Source organism: Corynebacterium kalidii (assembly GCF_022869005.1).
GTDB classification, from domain to species: Bacteria; Actinomycetota; Actinomycetes; order Mycobacteriales; family Mycobacteriaceae; genus Corynebacterium; species Corynebacterium kalidii.
The window spans coordinates 241746-262078 of record NZ_JALIEA010000013.1 but is presented as its reverse complement, the minus strand read 5'-3'; the positions used below and the strand labels follow the sequence as shown (position 1 = coordinate 262078).

General features: G+C 70.5%; 20 protein-coding genes. 6 read left to right on the top strand and 14 right to left on the bottom strand.

The genetic code is table 11. The features are described 5' to 3' along the window. Nucleotides 1-46: 46 nt before the first annotated feature. The 3 genes from MUN33_RS09480 to MUN33_RS09470 all read right to left on the bottom strand — a co-directional run bounded on the left by MUN33_RS09480 (nt 47) and on the right by MUN33_RS09470 (nt 4490). On the bottom strand, nt 47-508 hold the full coding sequence (locus MUN33_RS09480; RefSeq protein WP_244804667.1) for a hypothetical protein: 462 nt from the start codon (nt 506-508) through the stop codon (nt 47-49). 192 nt (nt 509-700) lie between these two features. After that, nucleotides 701-3703: a type I DNA topoisomerase gene (topA, locus tag MUN33_RS09475; RefSeq protein ID WP_244804666.1), complete on the bottom strand. Its 3003-nt coding sequence runs from the start codon at nt 3701-3703 to the stop codon at nt 701-703. A gap of 157 nt (nt 3704-3860) precedes the next feature. Beyond that, nucleotides 3861-4490: an NAD(P)-dependent oxidoreductase gene (locus MUN33_RS09470; RefSeq protein ID WP_244804665.1), complete on the bottom strand. Its 630-nt coding sequence runs from the start codon at nt 4488-4490 to the stop codon at nt 3861-3863. Between the two features lie 75 nt (nt 4491-4565). On the opposite strand from MUN33_RS09470, the gene MUN33_RS09465 reads away from it, so the two are divergent. Next, nucleotides 4566-4919 (top strand): winged helix-turn-helix transcriptional regulator, encoded by a 354-nt coding sequence (locus tag MUN33_RS09465; protein WP_244804664.1) that lies wholly within the window; start codon nt 4566-4568, stop codon nt 4917-4919. Between the two features lie 272 nt (nt 4920-5191). Here the strand turns inward: MUN33_RS09465 and MUN33_RS09460 are convergent, their stop codons facing one another. Beyond that, nucleotides 5192-5395, bottom strand: a complete 204-nt coding sequence (locus MUN33_RS09460) for a cold-shock protein (RefSeq protein WP_038546005.1) — start codon at nt 5393-5395, stop codon at nt 5192-5194. A 384-nt stretch (nt 5396-5779) separates the two neighbouring features. On the opposite strand from MUN33_RS09460, the gene MUN33_RS09455 reads away from it, so the two are divergent. Together MUN33_RS09455 and MUN33_RS09450 are read left to right on the top strand one after the other, a co-directional pair. Continuing rightward, on the top strand, nt 5780-8170 hold the full coding sequence (locus MUN33_RS09455; protein WP_244804663.1) for a DEAD/DEAH box helicase: 2391 nt from the start codon (nt 5780-5782) through the stop codon (nt 8168-8170). A gap of 106 nt (nt 8171-8276) precedes the next feature. Further along, a complete protein-coding gene (locus MUN33_RS09450; RefSeq protein ID WP_244804662.1) occupies nt 8277-9611 on the top strand; it encodes a lipase family protein in 1335 nt (444 codons plus the stop codon). 11 nt (nt 9612-9622) lie between these two features. Here the strand turns inward: MUN33_RS09450 and MUN33_RS09445 are convergent, their stop codons facing one another. From MUN33_RS09445 to MUN33_RS09420, 6 genes are read right to left on the bottom strand one after another with little or no spacing between them, the layout of a single operon-like run. Then, on the bottom strand, nt 9623-9991 hold the full coding sequence (locus MUN33_RS09445) for an Rv3654c family TadE-like protein (protein ID WP_244804661.1): 369 nt from the start codon (nt 9989-9991) through the stop codon (nt 9623-9625). Continuing rightward, entirely contained in the window at nt 9969-10292 is a 324-nt protein-coding gene (locus MUN33_RS09440) for a TadE family type IV pilus minor pilin (RefSeq protein WP_244804660.1), read from the bottom strand. The genes MUN33_RS09445 and MUN33_RS09440 overlap by 23 nt, the downstream gene beginning before the upstream one ends. A gap of 48 nt (nt 10293-10340) precedes the next feature. Next, nucleotides 10341-10619: a DUF4244 domain-containing protein gene (locus MUN33_RS09435; RefSeq protein ID WP_439647845.1), complete on the bottom strand. Its 279-nt coding sequence runs from the start codon at nt 10617-10619 to the stop codon at nt 10341-10343. A gap of 43 nt (nt 10620-10662) precedes the next feature. Continuing rightward, on the bottom strand, nt 10663-11874 hold the full coding sequence (locus tag MUN33_RS09430; protein WP_244804659.1) for a type II secretion system F family protein: 1212 nt from the start codon (nt 11872-11874) through the stop codon (nt 10663-10665). Beyond that, complete coding sequence (locus MUN33_RS09425) at nt 11856-13031, bottom strand: TadA family conjugal transfer-associated ATPase (protein WP_244804658.1); 1176 nt, start codon at nt 13029-13031, stop codon at nt 11856-11858. Before MUN33_RS09425 ends, MUN33_RS09430 begins: the two co-directional genes overlap by 19 nt. After that, entirely contained in the window at nt 13028-14020 is a 993-nt protein-coding gene (locus MUN33_RS09420; protein ID WP_244804657.1) for a hypothetical protein, read from the bottom strand. Before MUN33_RS09420 ends, MUN33_RS09425 begins: the two co-directional genes overlap by 4 nt. A 219-nt stretch (nt 14021-14239) precedes the next feature. Here MUN33_RS09420 and MUN33_RS09415 point away from each other — a divergent pair, with 219 nt between their 5' ends. From MUN33_RS09415 to MUN33_RS09405, 3 genes are all read left to right on the top strand, one after another. Further along, on the top strand, nt 14240-15130 hold the full coding sequence (locus tag MUN33_RS09415; protein ID WP_244804686.1) for an HAD family hydrolase: 891 nt from the start codon (nt 14240-14242) through the stop codon (nt 15128-15130). A gap of 129 nt (nt 15131-15259) precedes the next feature. After that, a complete protein-coding gene (locus tag MUN33_RS09410) occupies nt 15260-15766 on the top strand; it encodes a phage holin family protein (RefSeq protein ID WP_244804656.1) in 507 nt (168 codons plus the stop codon). A gap of 40 nt (nt 15767-15806) precedes the next feature. Continuing rightward, a complete protein-coding gene (locus MUN33_RS09405; RefSeq protein ID WP_244804655.1) occupies nt 15807-16742 on the top strand; it encodes an alpha/beta fold hydrolase in 936 nt (311 codons plus the stop codon). A 21-nt stretch (nt 16743-16763) separates the two neighbouring features. Here the strand turns inward: MUN33_RS09405 and MUN33_RS09400 are convergent, their stop codons facing one another. From MUN33_RS09400 to nth, 4 genes are read right to left on the bottom strand one after another with little or no spacing between them, the layout of a single operon-like run. After that, on the bottom strand, nt 16764-17960 hold the full coding sequence (locus tag MUN33_RS09400) for a MarP family serine protease (protein WP_244804654.1): 1197 nt from the start codon (nt 17958-17960) through the stop codon (nt 16764-16766). Next, nucleotides 17957-18871: an NUDIX hydrolase gene (locus tag MUN33_RS09395; protein ID WP_244804653.1), complete on the bottom strand. Its 915-nt coding sequence runs from the start codon at nt 18869-18871 to the stop codon at nt 17957-17959. The genes MUN33_RS09400 and MUN33_RS09395 overlap by 4 nt, the downstream gene beginning before the upstream one ends. 12 nt (nt 18872-18883) lie before the next feature. Continuing rightward, nucleotides 18884-19621 carry a TlpA family protein disulfide reductase gene (locus MUN33_RS09390; RefSeq protein ID WP_244804652.1) on the bottom strand — a complete coding sequence of 246 codons (738 nt, stop codon included), beginning with the start codon at nt 19619-19621 and terminating at the stop codon, nt 18884-18886. Then, nucleotides 19618-20316 carry an endonuclease III gene (gene nth / locus MUN33_RS09385; RefSeq protein ID WP_244804651.1) on the bottom strand — a complete coding sequence of 233 codons (699 nt, stop codon included), beginning with the start codon at nt 20314-20316 and terminating at the stop codon, nt 19618-19620. The genes MUN33_RS09390 and nth overlap by 4 nt, the downstream gene beginning before the upstream one ends. Nucleotides 20317-20333 lie beyond the last annotated feature (17 nt).

The following is a 20333-nucleotide window of genomic DNA, read 5'->3' as shown; positions in this document are numbered from 1 at the left end:
GAAGTCTGTTCCCGAGTAGCCCGGAGTGCCTGGAAGCGACCTGGCGTCAGACTTCTCTCTCCCGGGAACCGCCGGACCGGGACGCCTTGGCCATCTGCGACCCCACCTTCGCCACGGCGGCGACGATCAGCCCGGCCCCCGACAACACCGAACAGCACACCGCCCCGAGGAGGACGTCCATGTAGACCACGTCCACCGTGGTCCTGCCCCACCCGGAACCGCTGACCTCGGTACCGCTGGAGTTCCCGAAACAGACGACCGCCGCCAGCGCCCCGACGACGAACAGGGTCAGGCCGCAAGCGGTCCAGAGCGAGAACGGGTCCCGCGGCGGGACAACCGGCCCGGTGTAGTGTCCGGGCGGAGGTACGGCGGCGGCGGTGCCCCCTCCTGCACCCTGGTTCGCACCCTGGTCCGTGCCCGGGTTCGCACCCTGGCCTGCACCCTGCCCCTCACCACGGCGCGCGTCGTAGACGCCCCACCGTCCGTCACCGTCACGAGACTCAGCCACCACTACTCTCCTCCTTGAGAAAAACTCATCAACGGGGCCATCGTAGCCCGCACGCACAGAAAAGTCCGGCGCCGGGTCGCTCCTGAGGTTCAGGAACGACCCGGCGCCAGACTTCTGCGGGGACAGGCGTGGTGACAGGCCCGGCGACCGGCGAGGTGACCGGCGAGGTGACCGGCGTAGCGACCGGCCCGGTCAGCTCTTCTTCGACGACGACTTCTTCACCGTCTTCTTCGTCGTCTTCTTCACCGCCTTCTTCGCGGCCTTCTTGGCCGTATTCTTCGTCGCGGTCTTCCGCGTGGACTTCGCCGTCTTCTTCGCCGCGCCGCCACCGTCCGCGGCTTCCTTGGCGCGCCGCTCACTGAGCAGCTCGTTACCCCGGGCGTCCGTCATCGTCTCCGGGGAATCGCCACGGCGCAGCGAGGCGTTCGTGGTGCCGTCGGTGACGTACGGGCCGAACCGTCCGTCCTTCACCGTCATCGGCTTGCCGGAGACGTCGTTGTCGCCCAGCTGCTTCAACGGCGGCTTCGCGGCAGCCCGGCCCCGACGCTTCGGCTCGGCGTAGATCCGCCGCGCCTCGTCGAGGGTGACCGTGAAGATGTGCTCCTCGTTCTGCAGCGAACGCGAATCCGAGCCCTTCTTCAGGTACGCACCGTACCGGCCGTTCTGCGCGGTGATCATCTCCCCGTCTGAGGGGTCCACACCGACCTCGCGCGGCAGGCTCATCAGCTTCAACGCCTCGTCCAGCGTCACCGTCGCCGGGTCCATCGACTCGAAGAGGGAGGCCGTCTTCGGCTTCAGCGTCTCCTGGAGAATCTCCTTGATCCGCTTCTCCTTCTTGTTCGCCGCGGTCTTGGTCTCCCGGCTCAGCGGCTTCTTGCCCTCCGCGGCACGCTCGGCGTCCTCCCGGTCGCGCTCGGCCTCCACGGTCTTCTCCGCCTCCGCGGTGACCCGGGCCTCCTCGTCCTCGGTGACCTGCTCGGTGACGTAAGGGCCGTAGCGGCCTTCACGCGCCACGATCATCCGGCCGTTCGCCGGGTTGACCCCGACCTCCCGGCCACTCTGCGGGGTGGCGAAGAGCTTCTCGGCGATCTCGCGGGTCAGCTCGTCCGGCGTGATCGTCTCCGGCAGGTTGGCACGCTGCACCTCCGGCTCCGTGCCCTCCGGCGCCCCGTCCGGCACCGGCTTCGTGCGCTCCAGGTAGGGGCCGTAGCGCCCCACCCGCACGATCACCGGGATGCCCTCGGAGTCGTCGAACAGGTGCAGGGAGTTCACCTTGCGGGCGTCGATGCGCTCAAGGTTGTCGCCGACCATGGTCTTGAGCCCACCCAGGCGGGCGATGGTCTCGGCGGTCGCGTCGGACGCCTTGTCGTCGCCGAAGTAGAATCCGCGCAGCCAGTGCGAACGGTTCTCCTCGCCGCGGGCGATACGGTCCAGCTCGTCCTCCATCGAGGAGGTGAACTCGTAGTCCACCAGGGAACCGAAGTTCTCCTCCATCAGCCCGACGACCGCGAAGGCGACCCAGCTGGGCACCAGCGCCGAGCCACGGGACACCACGTAGCCGCGGGCCTTGATCGTGTTGATGATCGAGGCGTACGTCGACGGACGGCCGATGCCGAGCTCCTCCATGGTCTTGACCAGGGAGGCTTCCGTGAACCGAGCCGGCGGGTTGGTGGAGTGGCCGTCCGCGGTGACGTTCCGGCTGGACAGGCCGTCGCCCTCGGCGAGCACCGGGAGCACCTTCTCGGCGTTGTCGGCGACGTTGCGGCCGTCCGACAGCTGACTGGTCTCCACGTAGGCCTTCAGGAAGCCCGGGAAGGTGATCGTGCGCCCGTTGGCCTGGAAGTCCGTGCGCTCGCCACTGGTCGCCGTCCCGGAGACCGTGACCTTCATCGATGTCCCGCGGGCGTCGGCCATCTGGCTGGCGACCGTGCGCTGCCAGATCAGCTCGTAGAGCTTGAACTCCTCGGCGTCCAGCTGCCCCGACAGGGCGCCCGGGGTGGCGAAGGTCTCGCCGGCCGGACGGATCGCCTCGTGCGCCTCCTGCGAGTTCTTGACCTTGCGGTTGTACTGGCGCGGGGCGTCCGCCACGAAACCGGGGCCGTAGAGCTCCCGGGCCTGCTGGCGTGCGGCGTCGATACCGGCCTTCGACAGCGTGGTGGAGTCGGTACGCATATAGGTGATGTGGCCGTTCTCGTAGAGCCGCTGCGCGATACGCATCGTGCGCTCCGAGGTGTAGTGCAGCTTGCGTCCGGCCTCCTGCTGCAGCGTGGAGGTCATGAACGGCGGGTAGGGACGCCGGGTGTACGGCTTCTCCTCGACCTTCGTCACCGACATCGCGGCACCGGTGAGGTTCTCCGCCAACGCCTCCGCCGTCGCCCGGTCGATGACCGTGACGTTGGCCTGGGCCTTGCCCGTCTTCAACCGGCCGTCGTCGCCGAAGTCGCGGCCCTGGGCGACCCGCTTGCCGTCGACGGCGACCAGCGAGGCGTCGAACGTGGTGGGGCTGCCGGAACCGGCGGTCTCCCCGGCACCGGTGTCGAGGGTGGCGGTGAGGTCCCAGTACTCCGCGGACACGAACGCCATGCGCTCGCGCTCGCGCTCCACGATGACCCTCGTCGCCACGGACTGCACCCGACCGGCCGACAGACGCGGCATCACCTTGCGCCACAGCACCGGCGACACCTCGTAGCCGTAGAGACGGTCGAGCACACGACGGGTCTCCTGGGCGTCGACGAGGTCCAGGTCGAGGTCGCGGGTGTTCTCGGCGGCCTCACGGATCGCCGCTTCGGTGATCTCGTGGAACACCATGCGGCGCACCGGGACCTTGGGCTTGAGCACCTGCAGCAGGTGCCAGGCGATCGCCTCGCCCTCACGGTCGGGGTCGGTGGCGAGGTAGACCTCGTCGACCTGCTTGAGCTTGCTCTTGAGGTCGGCGACCTTCTTCTTCTTGTCGGGACTGACGACGTAGAGGGCCTCGAAGTCGTCGTCGACGTTCACACCGAGGCGCGCCCACGGTTCCTTCTTGTACTTGGCGGGAACGTCCGCGGCCCCCCGGGGGAGGTCACGGATGTGTCCGACGGAGGCGTCGACAATGTATTTGTCGCCGAGGTAACGCTGGATCTTCTTCGCCTTGGTGGCGGACTCGACGATGACGAGTTTCTTCCCGCCGCCGGTCTGGGTCTCCTGCGCTGCCATCGGTGTTGCTCCCACCTTCTCCTGTCGGTCCCGTTGTCCTGTGTGCCGGACCTGTCTGGTACGCCCGGTTGAATCACAGGGGGTTCGAGGTGAGACCCTACACGCCGCGAGCGCACCTCTGCGGAAACGCTCTCCTTACGGGGGGTTTCAGGACGTCTCAGGCGTCGGCGACGGTGAAGCGGGTCCGCCGGTGGGCCGGGGTCTCGATCTCGTCCAGGGCCGCGCGGGCGAAGGTGCCGGTGGTGACGCTGTCACCGGCCGGATGGTCGTCGCCGAGGACGTAGGACTCCGCCGGTGCACCGGGGCCGATCTCCGGGGCGGGGGCCAGCATCGTCCAGTCCAGGGACGCGGGGGCGGCACGGTAGAGGTCGAGGACCTCTGCGAAGGACCGTGCTTCGGCGGCGTACGCCTCGGGGAAGTCCGGGGTGTCGACGAGCATGGTGCCGTCCGCGGTGAGGGTCGCCCCGGCACCGCCGACGACGAACACGCGGACATCCTGCCCGGCCAGGGCGGGGACCAGTGCGGCGTGGGCGTCGATGACCGGCTGGACGGAGCTGCCGTCGCGCGGTCCCGGGACGGAGATGACCAGGACGTCGGTGTCGGCCGCCTTGGCGACGACGTCGGCGGTGTCCTGGAGGTTCCCGGTGACGTAGGTGACGCCGTCGACCCGGTTGTCCGGGCTCTCCTGACGTGAGACGCCGATGACCCGGTGACCCCGGGCCGCTGCTTCGCGGGTGATGTCGCTGCCGACCATGCCGGTCGATCCGTAAACGGTGATTGTAGTCATGTCGGCCAGTCTAACCTGGTTACTTCCTTTTGTATAGTGGCATCCCGACATTGTGCCTTTGATATGGTCGACACCATGACGGACATCCCGTGGAACCCCGCCTCGCGCGACTGCCCCAGCCGCGACCTGTTCACCACCGTCGGTGACCGGTGGAACATGCTGATCCTGCTCTCCCTGGAGCACGGCCCCCTGCGCAACGGCGAGGTCCATGCACAGGTGGACGGCATCTCCGTCCGGGTCCTCTCCCAACGACTGTCCACCCTGGCCTCGGACGGACTGATCACCCGCACCGCCTTCCCGGAGACCCCTCCCCGGGTGATCTACGAGCTCACCGACCTCGGGCGCTCCGCCCTACCGCCGGTCCACGCACTGTTCGACTGGACGGTGGCCCACATGTCGGACGTGGCCGACCACCGCGGGGCTCAGTAACGGCGTCCGGAACCACGTCCGGTCCGCGCAGTGTCGATGGTCGCACCCCATAAGAATGTTAATCTCATAAAACCCCAGGTCATATTTTGAGCAGAAGATTATGGGGTGCGAATGTCGGACAGAGCAGGGCGGAGCAGGCCAGCCCCACCGCCCCCGGCACAACGAAAACGTCGCCCGGCACCTGCGGATCTCTCCGCAGACGCCGGGCGACGTCGTTGTGAAGCTACCGCCCGGGGATCAGGTCCCGCAGGCGGCGGGTTCAGTCAGAGCTCTTAGAGAGCGGTGACAGCCTGAGCCTGGGGGCCCTTGGCGCCGTCGCCGATCTCGAACTCGACCTGCTGGTTCTCCTCGAGGGTACGGAAGCCGTTGCCCTGGATCTCGGAGTAGTGGACGAAGACGTCAGCGCCACCATCGTTCGGTGCGATGAAGCCGTAGCCCTTTTCAGCGTTGAACCACTTGACGGTTCCCTGTGCCATGATCTTTCCCTTACTTACATGTCGGTGATCGGTGCCCCGCCAACTTTTCGCGAGGCCACCGGGCCGATGCTAGAACCACCGATTAAGGCTGGTCCGTCCGCATGCAAACAACTCCCGCGAACGTTTTACCTACTGACTGCGGGTCTAACCGGTGATACAGCGAGCAAAGCGACGCACAGAAACTGTGACCGCCCACCAGTGTTCCACGTTTCACGCCGGAGCACCATACCGCGGCACTATTTTCTCCCCCGAAAACCGGAATTCGCAGGGAGGTCACAGCTTCCGGTTATGCCCCGGGCCGCCCCGACACCCCGTGACCTGCAGACACACAGTCGCCCGGCCGGTGCTCCCGCCGCGTCCGTACCGCTGCCTACACTGTTCACCATGAGCGAATCCTTCGGCGGTGAACTCCTCACCACGCTGGCTCCACTGGCGCCACAGGCTCTACAGACGTCACAGGCTCCAGGCGCCGGCGCGGAGCACCCCGACACGCTCACCCACGTCCGCACCGAGACCGCCCGCACCTCGACCCCGGCGGACTGGCCCGAGTGGGTCCTCCCCGGGCTGCGCGACAGGCTCGTCGACGACGGCATCACCACCCCCTGGTCCCACCAGGTCGCCACCGCACAGCACGCCTGGGACGGGCGCGACGTGGTCGTCTCCACCGGTACGGCCTCCGGGAAGTCGCTGGGCTACCAGCTGCCCGTCCTCTCGGGCCTCGCGTCCGACACCGGCGCGTCGTGCCTGTACCTGTCCCCCACCAAGGCGCTGGCGCAGGACCAGCGGGCGTCGCTGGCCCGCCTGTGTTCCACGGTCCCCGAGCTGCGCGGGGTGATGGTGGCGTCGTACGACGGGGACACGCCGCCGGAGGCCCGGCGCACGATCCGGGACGAGGCCCGCATCCTGGTCAGCAACCCTGACATGGTGCACGCCTCGGTCCTGGGGCAGTCGCAGCGGTGGTCGCGGCTGCTGCGCACCCTGCGGTTCATCGTCGTCGACGAGTGCCACGTGTACCGGGGTGTCTTCGGCGCCCACGTGTCGCTGGTGCTGCGTCGGCTGCTGCGCCTCGCGGCGCGGGCCGGCTCGACACCGACGGTCATCCTGGCCAGTGCGACGACGGCGGAGCCGGAACGTCACGCCGAACGTCTCACCGGACGTCCCACCGTGGCGGTCACCGAGGACGGTTCGCCGCGCGGGGAGCGGACGATCGCCCTGTGGGAGCCCGGGTTCCGGGAGGACGTCGTCGGTGAGCACGGGGCCCCGGTCCGTCGGGCGGCGACCACCGAGTCGGCCCGGATCATGGCACGGCTCATCGCCGAAGGTGCCCGCACGCTCACGTTCGTCCGGTCCCGGCGCGGTGCCGAGACCACCGCGCTCGCCTGCGCCGAGGAGCTCGCCGCTACGGGCCGTCCGGGCGACGCCGCGCGCATCGCGTCCTACCGCGCGGGGTACACCCCGGAGGCCCGGCGCGACCTGGAGCGTCGCCTCGACAACGGTGACCTGCTGGGTCTGGCCGCGACCAGTGCCCTGGAACTCGGCATCGACGTCGGCGGGCTCGACGCGGTGGTGTCCTGCGGGTTCCCCGGGACGGTCGCCAGCTTCCGCCAGCAGGCGGGACGGGCCGGACGTAGGGGCCAGGGCTGCCTGGTGGTGATGGTCGCCGGCGACAACCCCCTGGACACCTACCTCGTCCACCACCCCGAGGCGTTGCTGGACATCCCGGTGGAGGCCAGCGTCTTCGACCCGTCGAACCCGTACATCCTGGCCGGGCACCTGCTGTGCGCCGCGGCCGAGGCCCCGCTGACCGACGGCGAGATCGAGGCGTTCGGTCCGACGGCCCGGCGCGTCGTCGACTCGCTGGTGGCGGACGGGTCCCTGCGCCGACGGCCGCGGGGGGTGTTCTGCGACCTGGAGATCTCCGGTGAGGTGCACGGGCGGGTGAGTATCCGGGGCGGCACCGGCGACGAGGTGGTCATCGTCGACCAGCATTCCGGCCAGGTGCTCGGCACCGTCGACACCGCGCGTGCCGTCAGCGAGGTCCACGACGGCGCGGTGTACGTCCACCAGGGCGAGAGTTACCTGGTGGACGAGCTGGCCCTCGCCGATTCGGTGTGCCTGGTGCACCCGGAGACCCCGGAGTGGACCACGCGGGCCGAGGAGACGGTCGACATCCGCATCGAGGGGGTCCGGCGCACCTGTGAGATCGGCGGTACGGAGTCCGCGCCGTCGGGGGTCTGGACGGCGGACGTGGACGTGGAGGTCTCCCACCAGGTCACCGGCTACCAGCGTCGGACGCGGGACGGTGAGGTGCTGACCACCGTGCCGTTGGACTACCCGCCGCAACGGCTGCGCACCCGGGCCGTCGCGTACACGGTGGACCCGGCGGTGCTGCTCGACCTCGGTATCGAGGAACCGTTGTGGCCCGGGACCCTGCACGCCGCCGAGCACGCCGCGATCGGCCTGCTGCCGCTGCTGGCCACGTGCGACCGGTGGGATATCGGCGGGGTGTCCACGGTGCTGCACCCCGACACCGGTTTCCCCACCGTGTTCGTCTACGACGGCTACGAGGGAGGTGCGGGGTTCGCCGAGGCTGGGTTCGAACGGTTCGCCCGGTGGATGGCGATGACCGCCGACACCGTGGAGTCCTGCGGATGCGAGTCCGGCTGCCCGTCGTGTGTGCAGTCGCCGAAGTGCGGCAACGGCAATGACCCGCTGTTCAAACACGGTGCCGCGGTGCTGCTGCGGGCCCTGGCGGATGCGGCGCAGCGGCGGTGACGGACCGTGAGCGGCGGTTTTCCACCGGTCACCCCGTGGCGGTGGCTAGACTCACCGGCAGACGTGTTTCTGCCGGAGATGTTCCTGACCAGCCCCGAGAAGTCCGATGAATTCGCTGAACCCGCTGAGTTCACTGCGTTCGCTGTCCCGCACTGTCCTGTCCCCGCTCCGACGGGCCCTGGTCCCCGCCACCGTGCTCGCCCTGGCTGGCGGTGTCCTCGCTCCTGTCGCCACCGCGGCACCGGCGTCTGTGGCCGGATCACTGCCGGCGGCCCTCGTCGACGCGGGGGAACCGGCGGGCACGGCGGCCCCCAACGAGGAGAACCCGGACTGGTCGGGGCTGGACGTCACCGGTGGGGTCGCGCTCCCCGACCGGGTCGGTGAGCCTGTCGGGGACGTGGCGTTGAACCCGGATCTCGGACTGGGGTCCGCCGGCACGCAACGCCGGTTCGTGTACTCCACGGTGGACCAGCACGGGGACGTCGCCGCGTCCACCGCGGCGGTGTTCCTCCCGCAGGGGCCTGCGCCGAAGGGCGGCTGGCCGGTGCTGGCCTGGGCCCACGGCACCGTCGGGCTGGGTGACGAGTGCACGCCCTCGGCGCTTCCCCGGAGCGCGCGGGACGCCGACTACCTGCAGCACTGGCTGGACCAGGGCTACGCGGTCGTCGCCTCCGATTACGTGGGGATGGGGACGCCGGGGCTGATGTCGTACCTGAACGGGCAGGTCAGCGCGGCAAATGTCATCGACTCGGTGGCCGCAGCCCGGTCCCTGGAGTCGGTGGGGGCGTCGTTGTCGTCGTCGTGGGCGGTGATCGGCCAGTCGCAGGGTGGTGGTGCGGCGCTGCACGTGGCCCATGCCGCGACGGAGCGGAGCCGGGAGCTCGGCCTGGACTACCGGGGCGCGGTCTCCACCGGCGCACCGGCATATGTCGAGGAAGTCGTGCTGGCCGGTTCTCCGTCGTTCCCGCCGGTGGTGCTTCCGACGGGACTGAACGTGTACACCGCCTACATCCTCGCCGGGTTCCGTGAGGCGCACCCGGAGATCGACGTGGACTCCGTCCTCTCCGACGAAGGACGACGGATCACCGACATGGCCGAGACCGCCTGCTACTCCTCGCTTGCGGACGCCCTGGACGGGGTGGGGATGTCCCGCGCCTTCACCGCGCCGGTCAGCTCGGTGCCGGGACTGGAGCCGGCGTTGCGCTCCTACATGGCCACCCCGACCGACGGGTACGACAAGCCGGTGTTCGTGGGCCACGGCATGCGGGACCTCGACGTCCCGACCCCCATCGGGGTGATGCTGAACTCGCAGATGTGGATCAACCAGTTCGCCGGCTCCAACGAGCAGGTCGACGTGCACTGGTACGACGAGGACCACAGCGGGGCGATGGTCGCCTCGATGGCGGACTCGACGCCGTTCCTGCGGTCGTTGTTCGCCTGATCCCGGGATCCTCACCCCACCGGCCCGGCGGCAGCCGAGGCGGTCTTCCCTGCGACGGAGACCGTCACCGAGATCCCCTCGAGTCCTGGCGGCCCGTGGGCTGTGTCGTCACCACTGACCAGGTCGCATGAGGTGAGCCGGGCACCGTTGTCCTCGGCGATACCCCGAGCCACGGCGCATGCGTCGGCCACGCTGGCCCGCTGCATCACCGACGCGGCGGACAACGCGGTCATGTCCGCGGCATGTGTGGCACGGTGTGACTGCACCATCCCCGTCACCCCTGAGCCGATCAGCAACGCCAGCACCACCACGGCGAGGATGACGGCGGCACCGGCGACGGTCACGTTCCCGGCGTCGTCATCCCACCGTCTGCGGCTCACCGACGATCACCGCCGTGGCGGAGAGGTCGAACAGTGTTCCCGGGACGCTCACCTGCACCCGGTACACCAGCTGTCCCGTCGACGAATCCACGGAACCACTGGTCACCGTCACTGTGGCATCCGGTTGACGCTCCGTCACCAGCGACCTCGCGGCCAGGACACCGCCCAGTGCGGCGGCTCTGGCACCGTCCCGGGCCAGCCCCACCGCACCGAGGTACGTCGCCACCGTGACGATACCGGCGACGACCACACCGATCACGGCGGTCAGGGCGGTGAAGACGATGGCCGCCTCGACCGTCACGTACCCGTCCTCGTCGGCACAACTCCCCCTCACCCTGCCGCCGCCTGCCTACTGGGTGTCCAGGGCGCGCTGGAAGATCGACGTCAGCGCACCCTCGACGGCGTCAGACGTCACCACGAGGTACAGCAATGCACCCAGCGCCGCCGCGGCGACACATCCCAGTGCGTATTCGATGGTGCTCATCCCCCGATCATCTGCCAGGACAGACAGGACTACACCGTCCTGACCTGCCCCTTCCCCGGGTTCTCCCCCGTTGGCCATGACGTCCACGTCGTCCGTGGCACCTGTGGTGTCCATGTAGTCGTGGTCCTTCTCGTTCTCGTCCATGATGTCCCCTTTCCTCGTTGTTCTTCATTGTTCTGTGCTGTCGTCATACCCCGGCGAATCCGATGACCAGGGGAAGCAGTCCCACCACCACGAAAGCGGGGAGAAAGCACAGGGTCAGCGGTGCGGCGACGGCGACGAGCACCCGTTCGGCACCCGCCCGCGCCCTGTCGTCCGCCTGCTGGCGGAGTCTGTCAGCCTGGGCCGTGACCGCCTCCGACATCCCTCCCCCGTTCCTGACCTGTGCCGCAGCCCGACGGGCCACCGGCCCGAAGTCCGGGTCGTCGGCGAGGTGCTTCCACGCATCCGCCCCCGCCCCCAACTCCAACAGGCCGGCCACCCGGTACAGGGCGACCACCGCCTCACCGTCAGCACCGCCGTCCCCGTACCTGTCCCCGTCCCTGCCATTGCCATCGCCATCGCCATCGCCATCGCCGGGGAGATCCTGCACCGCCCCGTCCACCGCCGCCCGCCACGCCACCGCGACGGGGAGACCCGCCTGGACGGCTGCAGCGAAGACGTCGAGGACCCGGGCAGCGGCGAGCGCGCCGATACCTGGTGCCGCTGAGACCCCCGGGAGTCGAAAGCCCCCTGAGACCCCTGCTTTCCCACCGGGCCCGGCGCGCCCGCCGACCCCGCCGAGCACGGTCACCGTCAACGACTCCACCCACAGCACCCCGGCGCACGCCAGCCCCGTGCCCGCCAACAGCACCAGAGAACCGGCCGGCTCCGTGAGGAGGAATGTCACGGGCTCCAGCCCCATGGTCTGGCCGATACCGAGCGCCCCGGCCGGCAGGAGCAGCAGGATCACCTCGGTCATACGTGCCCCGGCCAGGGCACCGGAGACGTGGCCCAGGTGCCGCAGCCGGGCATCCAGGTCCTGGACGAACCTCCCCATCAGGGTCCCCAGTGCCAGACCGTGACGCTCGGCGGTGGCCCACAGGCGGTGGAACCGGACGAAGTCGTCGTCGCGGCCGGTACCGCTGTCGACCGACGCCCCGAGCCGGACACGGTGGATCTGACGTCGCAGCCTGTCGCTGATGCCGTGCTCCGCGGTGAGCGCCTGTTCCGCCGCGTCCACCGGCCGGGCACCGACAAGCAGCTCCACGGCGAAGGCGTCGATGAAGTCCCGGTACTCCAGGACCCTCCGCCTGTCGCCGGCCAACACGACCACCGCGGAGACCACGCGCCCGGTGGTGAACAGCACCACCGCCCCTGTCCCGATCAACGCCACCACGGTCACCACGACTGCTCCCACACCGGATCCACCCGCAGCACCCCGTCCGACCCGGTGAGCCGTCCGATCTGCGCGAGCTGCCGCCGCCCGTCGCGCCGCTGCAGGTGCACCACGGTGTCCACCCCGTCGACGACCTGACGTGCCACCGACTCCGCCGGCATCCCGGCCAGTGCACCCAGTGCGGTGAGCCGGCCCGGGACCGCCGACAGACTGTTGGCGTGCAATGTCCCCGCGCTGCCGCTGTGCCCGGTGTTGAACGCCAGCAACAGCTCGGCGATCTCCGCCCCGCGGATCTCTCCGACGATGATGCGGTCCGGCCGCATCCGCAGGCTCTGCCGCACCAGCATCCGCATGTCCACGCCACCGGCACCGTCCTGACCGGCCTCCCGGGTGTGCAGCCGCACCACGTGCGGATGCTCCGGGAGAAGCTCAGGGGTGTCCTCGACCAGCAGCAGCCGTTCGTGTGCGGACACCCGGCCCAGCAATGCCCCGAGCAGCGTCGTCTTGCCGCTGCCGGTACCACCGCTGACGAGGAACGACCGGCGCGCGGCGACGAGCTCACACAGCAACCGCGCGCCGTCCTCCGGGAACATCCCGGCCTGCTGCAGTGTGCCCACGTCACGGTAGGCTCGCGACAGGGCCCGCAGGCTCACGCAGGTCCCGGAACCGGCCGGTGGGGCCAGGACCGCATGGACCCGCACCCCCACCGCCGCCACACCAGGTGGAAGGTCGGTGAGTACGCCGTCGGCGTAGGGACGGGCGTCGTCGAGGCGCACGCCACAGGCCGTGGCCAGCCGCACGGCGAGCGCACGGCACGCCGGTTCGTCCGGCACACACAACTCCGTGGGCTCCACACCCCGGCCCCGGTCGACCCACACCGGTCCTGGGCCGTTGACCAGCACATCGGTGACCTCCGGGTCACCGAAGGGGATCGCCAGGTCACCCAGTCCGGAGAACTCCCGGGCAAGGACACGCACCTGCTCGACGTCCGGGGAGCCCAGCGCCCCGACGACCCCGGCGATATCACCCGGGGACGGACGGAGCACCGCACGGTCGACCAGTTCGTCGCGCACCCGGTCCACCAGCGGCAGGTCCCCGTGGGCGGTGTCGTCGCCGGAGCTGTCGCCGCCGGTGGCACCGGCGGCACCGGCCGTCCGGAACCGCAGCCGGCCGATCACCGGATCTGCTCCAGCAGCCGCACCGCCGCAGTGGCGGCGGTCCCCGCGGACCTCCCGGTCGTGCGGAAATCACCCCGGTCGACGTCCACGGTGAGAAAAGGATCGTCCTCCCAGGTCACCGTCGGCGTCCGCCCCAACAGGCTCACCGTCTGGTTCCAGGTCAGCCCGGAGCGCGGAAGCTCGCGCAACACCACGTGGACCCCGCCGTCCGCCGCGACGAGGTGCCGGGCGGCCAACACCGCCGGTACGGTCTGCGGAACCACCAGGACCCGGGCGGTCACCGTCGCCGGCAGGTCGGTGACCGCACCGCGACCGCAGTCCCGGACCACCGGACACGCCGGCGACGCGGTGTACCGTTCCCCGGCAGCCCCGACAGTCCCGGCAGCCCCGCCGGCCTCCACCAGGCCGACGTCACCCACCCAGGTCACGTCCCGCTCCTCCTGCCCCTCCGCGCCGAGAAGCACCCGGAGGTGCCCCGCGGGCGACAGCGGGTCGGCGTCCACCAGCAACGCCTGGCCCGGGCCGTCGGTCCCGTCCGGACCCGGCTCCGCCACCGCCCCGGCGAGCGCGGCGGCGAAGACGCTGGTCCCGGCCCCGCCGACCACACCACTCACCGCGATTTCCAGCGGATCGTGGGTGCCGACCGCCGCAGCCAGCTCCTGGGTGCCCTCCGGGATCTGGATGGGCACCGCGTCGCCCGAACCAGCCACGTCCGCCGCGCCAGGTTCCCCGGTGACACGGACGACCCGCACCGGCCCCGGTACGTCGGGCACCTCCGGCTCCACGGCGTCCGTCACCACGACCAACCCGCCCACGGCGGAGAGCTCGTCGGCCCGGACCAGCCGACGGCCGGTCGCCGCCACCGTCATGGCGACGGCGTCCACCAGTCCCGGATCCTCGAGCGCCACCAGGACAGGTGCGCGCCGGGTGTCCGGTCCACCCCCGCCGTCCCGTCGCCGCCGGGCTAACCCGGTGTACCTGCCCGTCACTGCCCTGACACCTCGTGTTCCCCTCATGGCGGTAGATGGTGACAGTACAGGCCACCCCAGGGCCAGGGCCGGGCCGACAGGCCCCGAGCCTGTGGATAACTTCGGTCCCGGTTTTGCGCCGGTGCCCCCACCCCCTGTGGATAACCCTCACGGCAGGAGAAAAGTATGAGACGCAAGGTAACGAATGTGACCTCTGGGACGTATGGTGGTGGTGTGACTATGCCGCCGGGAGGACCACGCGAACCGGACGACGCCCACGCCGACAACACGCCGGTCGCCGACCTCGTCGAAACCGTCTCCACCGACCCCGGCGTCGACCCGTCGACCGTCCTCGCCGTCTTCGACCTGGACAAGACCATCATCGACACATCCGCCTCGATGGCCTACCGCAAACCCCTCGCCGAGCGGGGGTTGATCACCACCACCGACATGCTGCGCATGCTCGTCATGCTGGGCAACTACATGATCAGCGGTCACGACGACAACTCCATGAACACCACCCGCGACACCCTGGTGTCCATGGTCCGGGGCCGCAGCCACGACGACCTCGCCGACGTCGCCCACGGCGCCCTCCAGGACGTGATCGTCCCCTTCATCTACTCCGAGGCCCGCACCCTCATCGACCGGCACCACGCCCTCGGCCACCACGTGGCGATCATCACCGCCTCCGCCCGAGTACTGGTCACGCCCGTCGCCGACGAGCTCGGCGCCGACCACCTCATCGCCACCGAACTCGCCGTCGACGACGACGGACTGTTCACCGGCGACGTCCCCTTCTTCTGCAAGGGCCCGGCCAAGGTCGAGGGGCTGCGGCAACTGGCAGACCGGCAGGGCTACGACCTGACCGCCAGCTACGCCTACTCCGACTCCGCCACCGACCTGCCCCTGCTCGAGGCCGTCGGCCACCCTACCGTCATCAACCCCGACCGCGCCCTCCGCCGCGAGGCGACCGCCCGCGACTGGCCCGTCGCCCGGTTCGCCCGGACCGAACCACTGGTCAGTCTCCCGGAGAACACCGGCGCCATCGCCGGCACCTCGGCCGCCGTCGCCCTCGTCGGCACCGTGGCCGCCGGCCTCCTCGTGTGGCTCCGCGGGCGGGACGAGGAATGACCGTGCAGTAGTATCACCGGAGGCCGCTAGAGTACGGCTTCCCCCTCGCCACGCAGGAGCCTCTGGCACAATAGCGTGGAGAACCAACCGGTAGGATCCGAGTTAGACCATCGACCAGGAGAGTGCGTAGTGAGCGACAAGAACAGCAACGGCCTGTTCACTGACCAGGACAGCTTCAACCCCCGGGTCAACTCCATCCCGCTGTCCGACGTGGACGCGCAGGCCGCAGGACGCGGCGGCAGCATCGGCGACCTCGTCAAAGACGCCACCGCCCAGGTGTCCTCCCTGATCCGCTCCGAGGTGGAGCTGGCCAAGACGGAGATCTCCGGCACCGCGAAGAAGGCCGGCATCGCCGTCGCCCTCTTCGGCGCCGCCGGCGTGGTGCTGGCCTACAGCTCCTTCTTTTTCTTCTTCTTCCTCGCAGAGCTGCTGGACACCTGGCTGCCGCGGTGGTCCGCGTTCCTCATCGTCTTCGGCATCATGTTCGTGCTGGTCGCCCTGCTGGCCATCGGCGGCGTGAAGTACATCAAGGGCGTCCGGAAGCCGCAGGCGACGATCGACTCCCTCAACGACCTGAAGTCCGTCGTGCCGTCCGGCCAGAAGCCCGCCTCCTCCGGCGACGGGATGTTCACCTAGCCCACCCCAGGCTCTCCCCCTCCTGCGACGACCTCCACTGATGACCTCCCCTGACGACGCGGCCCACCAGTACCTCCACACGCGGGGCATCCGCCTGCACGTCCTGGTCCAGGGGCCGGTCGACGCCCCCCTGGTCCTGCTGATCCACGGATTCGCCGGCGGCCACTTCGACTGGCGTGAGCTCATGCCCGAGCTGACCGGCACCGACTCACCCGACGCCCCGCCGTTCCGCGTGGCCGCCGTCGACCTGCGCGGCTACGGACGCTCCGACAAGACGCCCCGCGGATACGACCTCACCACGGCGGCGTCCGACATGTGCGGCGCCATCCGCGCCCTCGGCCATGCCGACGCCCTGGTCGTCGGCCACGGCGAAGGTGGCCTGGTCGCCTGGACGATGGCCGCCCACGAACCACAACGCGTCCGCGGCATCGTCACCCTCGCCTCCTCGCACCCCCTGGTCCTCGCCCGGTCGGTGCTGCTGCACCCGGTGTCCCAGTGGCCACGGGTGCGGGCCTCGCTCTACGCCCAGCTCCCCCGGCTACCGGAACGTGCCCTGCGCAAGAACGGGTCCGCCGCCGTGGCCGACTCCTTCCGTCGGCAGGTCGGTCCCGGGTTCCGTGGCACACGGATCTGCCGGGAGCACGAGGAGCTCCGCCGCGAGGCCATGCAGATCGACAAGGTCGCGCACCTGTCCTGCGAGTACCGCCGCTGGACCCTGCGCAGCCGGCTGCGCCCCGAAGGCGGCGACTTCAACCGCACCTTCCCCGCCCGCACCGAGGCCCCGGCCGTCTGTGTGGACGGGTCGATGGACCCGGCCTACTCCCGCCGTATCGCCCGACGGTCCGCCGACCGTGGCGGGGACGGCTCCTCGGCCGAACTACTCTACGGGGTGGGCCACTTCCCGCACATCGAGGATCCCCCCGCGGTCGCGGCGATCATCCGCGCCGCCGCCGGGCTCCGTCCCGGCCGCGGCTGAATCCCCCGCACCGCCGCGAGGTCAGCTGACCACGCAGCTCCGGGTGTCCACGGGTGTGCGGTAGGCGCCGGTGTCCCCCACCTGCGACAGCACCTCGTTCCTGGTCAGGGCGTACCCGGTGTCCGAGTCCCCGACCGCGGCGCCGAAGACCAGGCCCAGGACCCGGCCGTCGGTGTCGAGCAACGGGCCGCCCGAGTTACCCTGTACGACCGTCCCCCGCAGGGTGTAGGCCTCCCGCTCCACCCGCGTGTCCGCGTAGATGTCCGGCCCGGAGACCGTGAACATCTCACGGATACGGGCAGGCGTGGCCTGGAACGGCCCGCCGAGCGGGAACCCCATGACGATGGCGTCGTCGTTCTGCGCGGCGGGGGTGTCCGCCCACTCCAGCGGCGGCAGCGTCGTCCCGTCGGTCGTGCGGATCAGGGCGATGTCCTGCGAGGGGTTGTAGTAGACGACCTCACCCTGGGCGTCGCCGTCCACGGTCTCCAGTGCCACCCGTCCGGTCCCGGCGACGACGTGGGCGTTGGTCATCACCAGGTCGGGCGCCACGGCGAAGCCGGAGCCCTGCAGGATCCTGCTGCACTGCTCCGCCTCGCCGAGCACACGCACCAGCGACGGCCGCGTCTGGGCGACGACGGGGTTGTCCGACAGTGCGGTGTCCGGCGGCTCGACCTCGGCGCTGGGGACGTCGTCGAAGGGGTCGGTGATGACCGGGAACCCGGAGTCGCTGAAGAACGACGCGGTCTGCTGCGGCAGCGCCTCCAGCCAGGAGGGGGCGACGTCGCTGACGCCGGAGAGGATCGAGGAGCCACGCACCGACGACCCCAGTTGGCCGGAGTTGTTCCCGGCCACGGGCACGACGATCAGCCACACCACGACCACCGTCGTCACGACCTGCACCATGGCGCCCACCACGGAGTCGGCGCGCAGGGCGGTGCGGGTCCGGATCAGGTCACGCAGGCGTCCGCCGATGATCGACCCCACGGTGTACCCCACCACCACCGAGCCGGCGAGGACCGCGAGCGCGGCGAGGAACCGCTGGGTGTCCCCCTCGAGGTGGCCCATCACCCACGGCAGGGCCCGCAGACCCAGCACACCGCCACCGAGGACGCCGAGCAGGGAAAGCAGGGCGGAGAAACCGCCCTGACGCCACCCGGACACCAGGGCGAACAGGGCGATGACGACCAGTGCGACATCGACGATGACCGACCCGCTCACCGTGGCGCCTCCCCGTCGTCGTGCTCGTCCTGGCCGTCATCCTGGCCGTCGCCCTGGCCCGTCTCACCGAAGACCGCCGGTACCAGGTTCTCGCCGTTGCGCGACCCCTCCAGGGCGGCGAAGAGGTCCTGCACCGCCGCAGGTTCACCGTCGGTCCAGGGTTCCTCCCAGACCTCGTCCCATCCGGCGATCCGCAGCAGGGCGTCGACCACTCCGCCGGTGAAGCCCCACAGCAGGTAGCCCTCGACGTCGAACGCGGGGCCGTGCCAGCCGAGGACACCGATCCGGCTGCGGGACGACGGTTCCGCCAGGCGCGCCACGGGGTAGGCGCAGACCCAGTCGGTCTCCTCCGTCGCGGGACGCACCGGCCCTGGTGTGCGCCACCAGGCGAGGACGGGGACGACCGCGTGGTTCGTCCGGTCGATGTAGAGGGGTTCCATCACGCTGACCGGCACCACCGAGGCCGGGTCGAGGGCGGTCTCCTCGACCGCCTCGCGCAGGGCGGTCTCGACCGGGCCGGCGTCCTGCGCCTCACGACGCCCACCGGGGAAGGCGATCTGCCCGGAGTGGGTCCGCATGCGGGGGTTGCGGTGGGTCAGCAGCACGGTCTTCCCCGCAGCCCCGGCAGCACCGGCAGCACCGGCAGCACCGTCCTCACCGAGGAGCACCAGCACGGCGGAGTAGCGCGGTGGCGTGCCGTCCGGACCTGCCTCCGGGACCGTCCGCGACGGTTCGCTGAAGATGGTCGACCCGGCGTCCTCCCCCGTGACCCCGCGGACGGCGGCGACAAGGCCGACGAGGTCACGGACCCATGCGGGCGCGTCGGAGGGCAGGTCCGGCTGGGCCTGCGCGGCCGCCAGCCAGTCCTCCAGCGAGTGGGCCCGGTCGGGGCGATCGGTGGAAAGGCTCATGGGTTCCCCATCCTACGTGCCCAGAGGCGCCATGAGCTCCTCCACCTGTTCCACCGACGTCAACTCGCCGGGGTGCATGGCCACACGCGAGCCGTCGGGCCCGTAGACCACCGACAGCGGGACGACCGCCGGCAGCGACGCGGCGGCGGCGACGGCACCGGTGGAGTCCTGGAAGCTGGCGAAGCGCACGTCCAGGTCCGCCAGCAGGTCCACCCCGGCCTGGCCGCGCTCGTTGGTGTGCACACCGACGATGTTCCACTCCGGGTGTTTCTCGGCGACCTCCTGGAGCACCGGCAGCTCCTGACGGCACGGACCGCACCACCACGCCCAGACGTTCACCAGGGTGGGACGCCCCGCGGTCAGTTCTGCCACCGTGGCCTCCGACTCCGCGCCGCCGTCGGTCAGACACGGCAGGACGACGTCGCCGAGCTCGGCGTCCGGCGCCACCACTGCCCCCTCCTGCGGCGTGGGGCAGGCGATACGCTGACCGCCGGCGACGTCGTAGGACGTCCCGGCCGGGTCCGGGGCCGCGGTCCGGTCGGGCGTCGGCACACCGGTGCCGCCCGACGCAGCGGGGTCCCCGGGCAGGGCGGACGGCGCGGCGGACGGGGAGGACGCGTCGTCCCCTCCCCCGGTCAACGAGATGACCATCGGCACCGCCGCGACGGCGAGTCCGACAACGACCACCACGACCAGCAGTACGGCACGCAGCCGCGAGCCGGAATCCTCCGGCTCCTGCACCCCGGTCACGGCGCGGCCCCCACCTCGGCCGACGGGCACCCGGCCGCGAGGACGCATCCGGCGCAGTCGGGACGCCGCGCGTGGCAGACCCGCCGGCCGTGGAAGAGCAGCCGGTGCGAGAACATCGTCCACTCCGCCTTCTCCACCCGCGCGGTGATCTCCCGTTCCACGGCGACGGCGTCGGTCTGCGTCGTCAGGCCGAGCCGACGCAGCACCCGTCCGACGTGCGTGTCGACGGGGAACCCGGGCACCCCGAAGGCGTTGCCGAGCACCACGTTGGCCGTCTTACGCCCCACCCCGGGCAGGGCGACGAGCTCCTCCATCGACCCGGGGACCTCGCCGCCGTGCTCCTCACACAGGGCGGCGCCGAGTCCGATCAGACTGGTGGCCTTGTTGCGGAAGAAACCCGTCGGACGGATGAGCTCCTCCAGGTGCTCCCGGTCGGCACCGGCGTAGGACGCGGCGTCCGGGAACTCCCGGAACAGTGCCGGGGTGACCTGGTTGACGCGTTTGTCGGTGCACTGGGCGGACAATACCGTCGCGACGAGCAGTTCCAACGGTGTGGTGTAGTCCAGCTCGCAGTGCGCGTCCGGGTATTCCCGGGCCAGGGTCCGGTTGACCTTCCGGGTGCGGCGGGTCAGCGCCAACGGACTCGCAACGGACGGGGCGTTGACGGCGGGACGTGAGGGTGAAGTGGCGACCATGGTGCAGCCAGTCTAAC

Coding starts and splice junctions, on each gene's coding strand:
- topA (WP_244804666.1), bottom strand. CDS start 3,703: ATGGCAGCGCAGGAGACCCAGACCGGCGGCGGGAAGAAACTCGTCATC.
- MUN33_RS09470 (WP_244804665.1), bottom strand. CDS start 4,490: ATGACTACAATCACCGTTTACGGATCGACCGGCATGGTCGGCAGCGAC.
- MUN33_RS09465 (WP_244804664.1), top strand. CDS start 4,566: ATGACGGACATCCCGTGGAACCCCGCCTCGCGCGACTGCCCCAGCCGC.
- MUN33_RS09460 (WP_038546005.1), bottom strand. CDS start 5,395: ATGGCACAGGGAACCGTCAAGTGGTTCAACGCTGAAAAGGGCTACGGC.
- MUN33_RS09455 (WP_244804663.1), top strand. CDS start 5,780: ATGAGCGAATCCTTCGGCGGTGAACTCCTCACCACGCTGGCTCCACTG.
- MUN33_RS09450 (WP_244804662.1), top strand. CDS start 8,277: ATGAATTCGCTGAACCCGCTGAGTTCACTGCGTTCGCTGTCCCGCACT.
- MUN33_RS09435 (WP_439647845.1), bottom strand. CDS start 10,619: ATGGACGAGAACGAGAAGGACCACGACTACATGGACACCACAGGTGCC.
- MUN33_RS09415 (WP_244804686.1), top strand. CDS start 14,240: ATGCCGCCGGGAGGACCACGCGAACCGGACGACGCCCACGCCGACAAC.
- MUN33_RS09405 (WP_244804655.1), top strand. CDS start 15,807: ATGACCTCCCCTGACGACGCGGCCCACCAGTACCTCCACACGCGGGGC.
- MUN33_RS09395 (WP_244804653.1), bottom strand. CDS start 18,871: ATGAGCCTTTCCACCGATCGCCCCGACCGGGCCCACTCGCTGGAGGAC.
- nth (WP_244804651.1), bottom strand. CDS start 20,316: ATGGTCGCCACTTCACCCTCACGTCCCGCCGTCAACGCCCCGTCCGTT.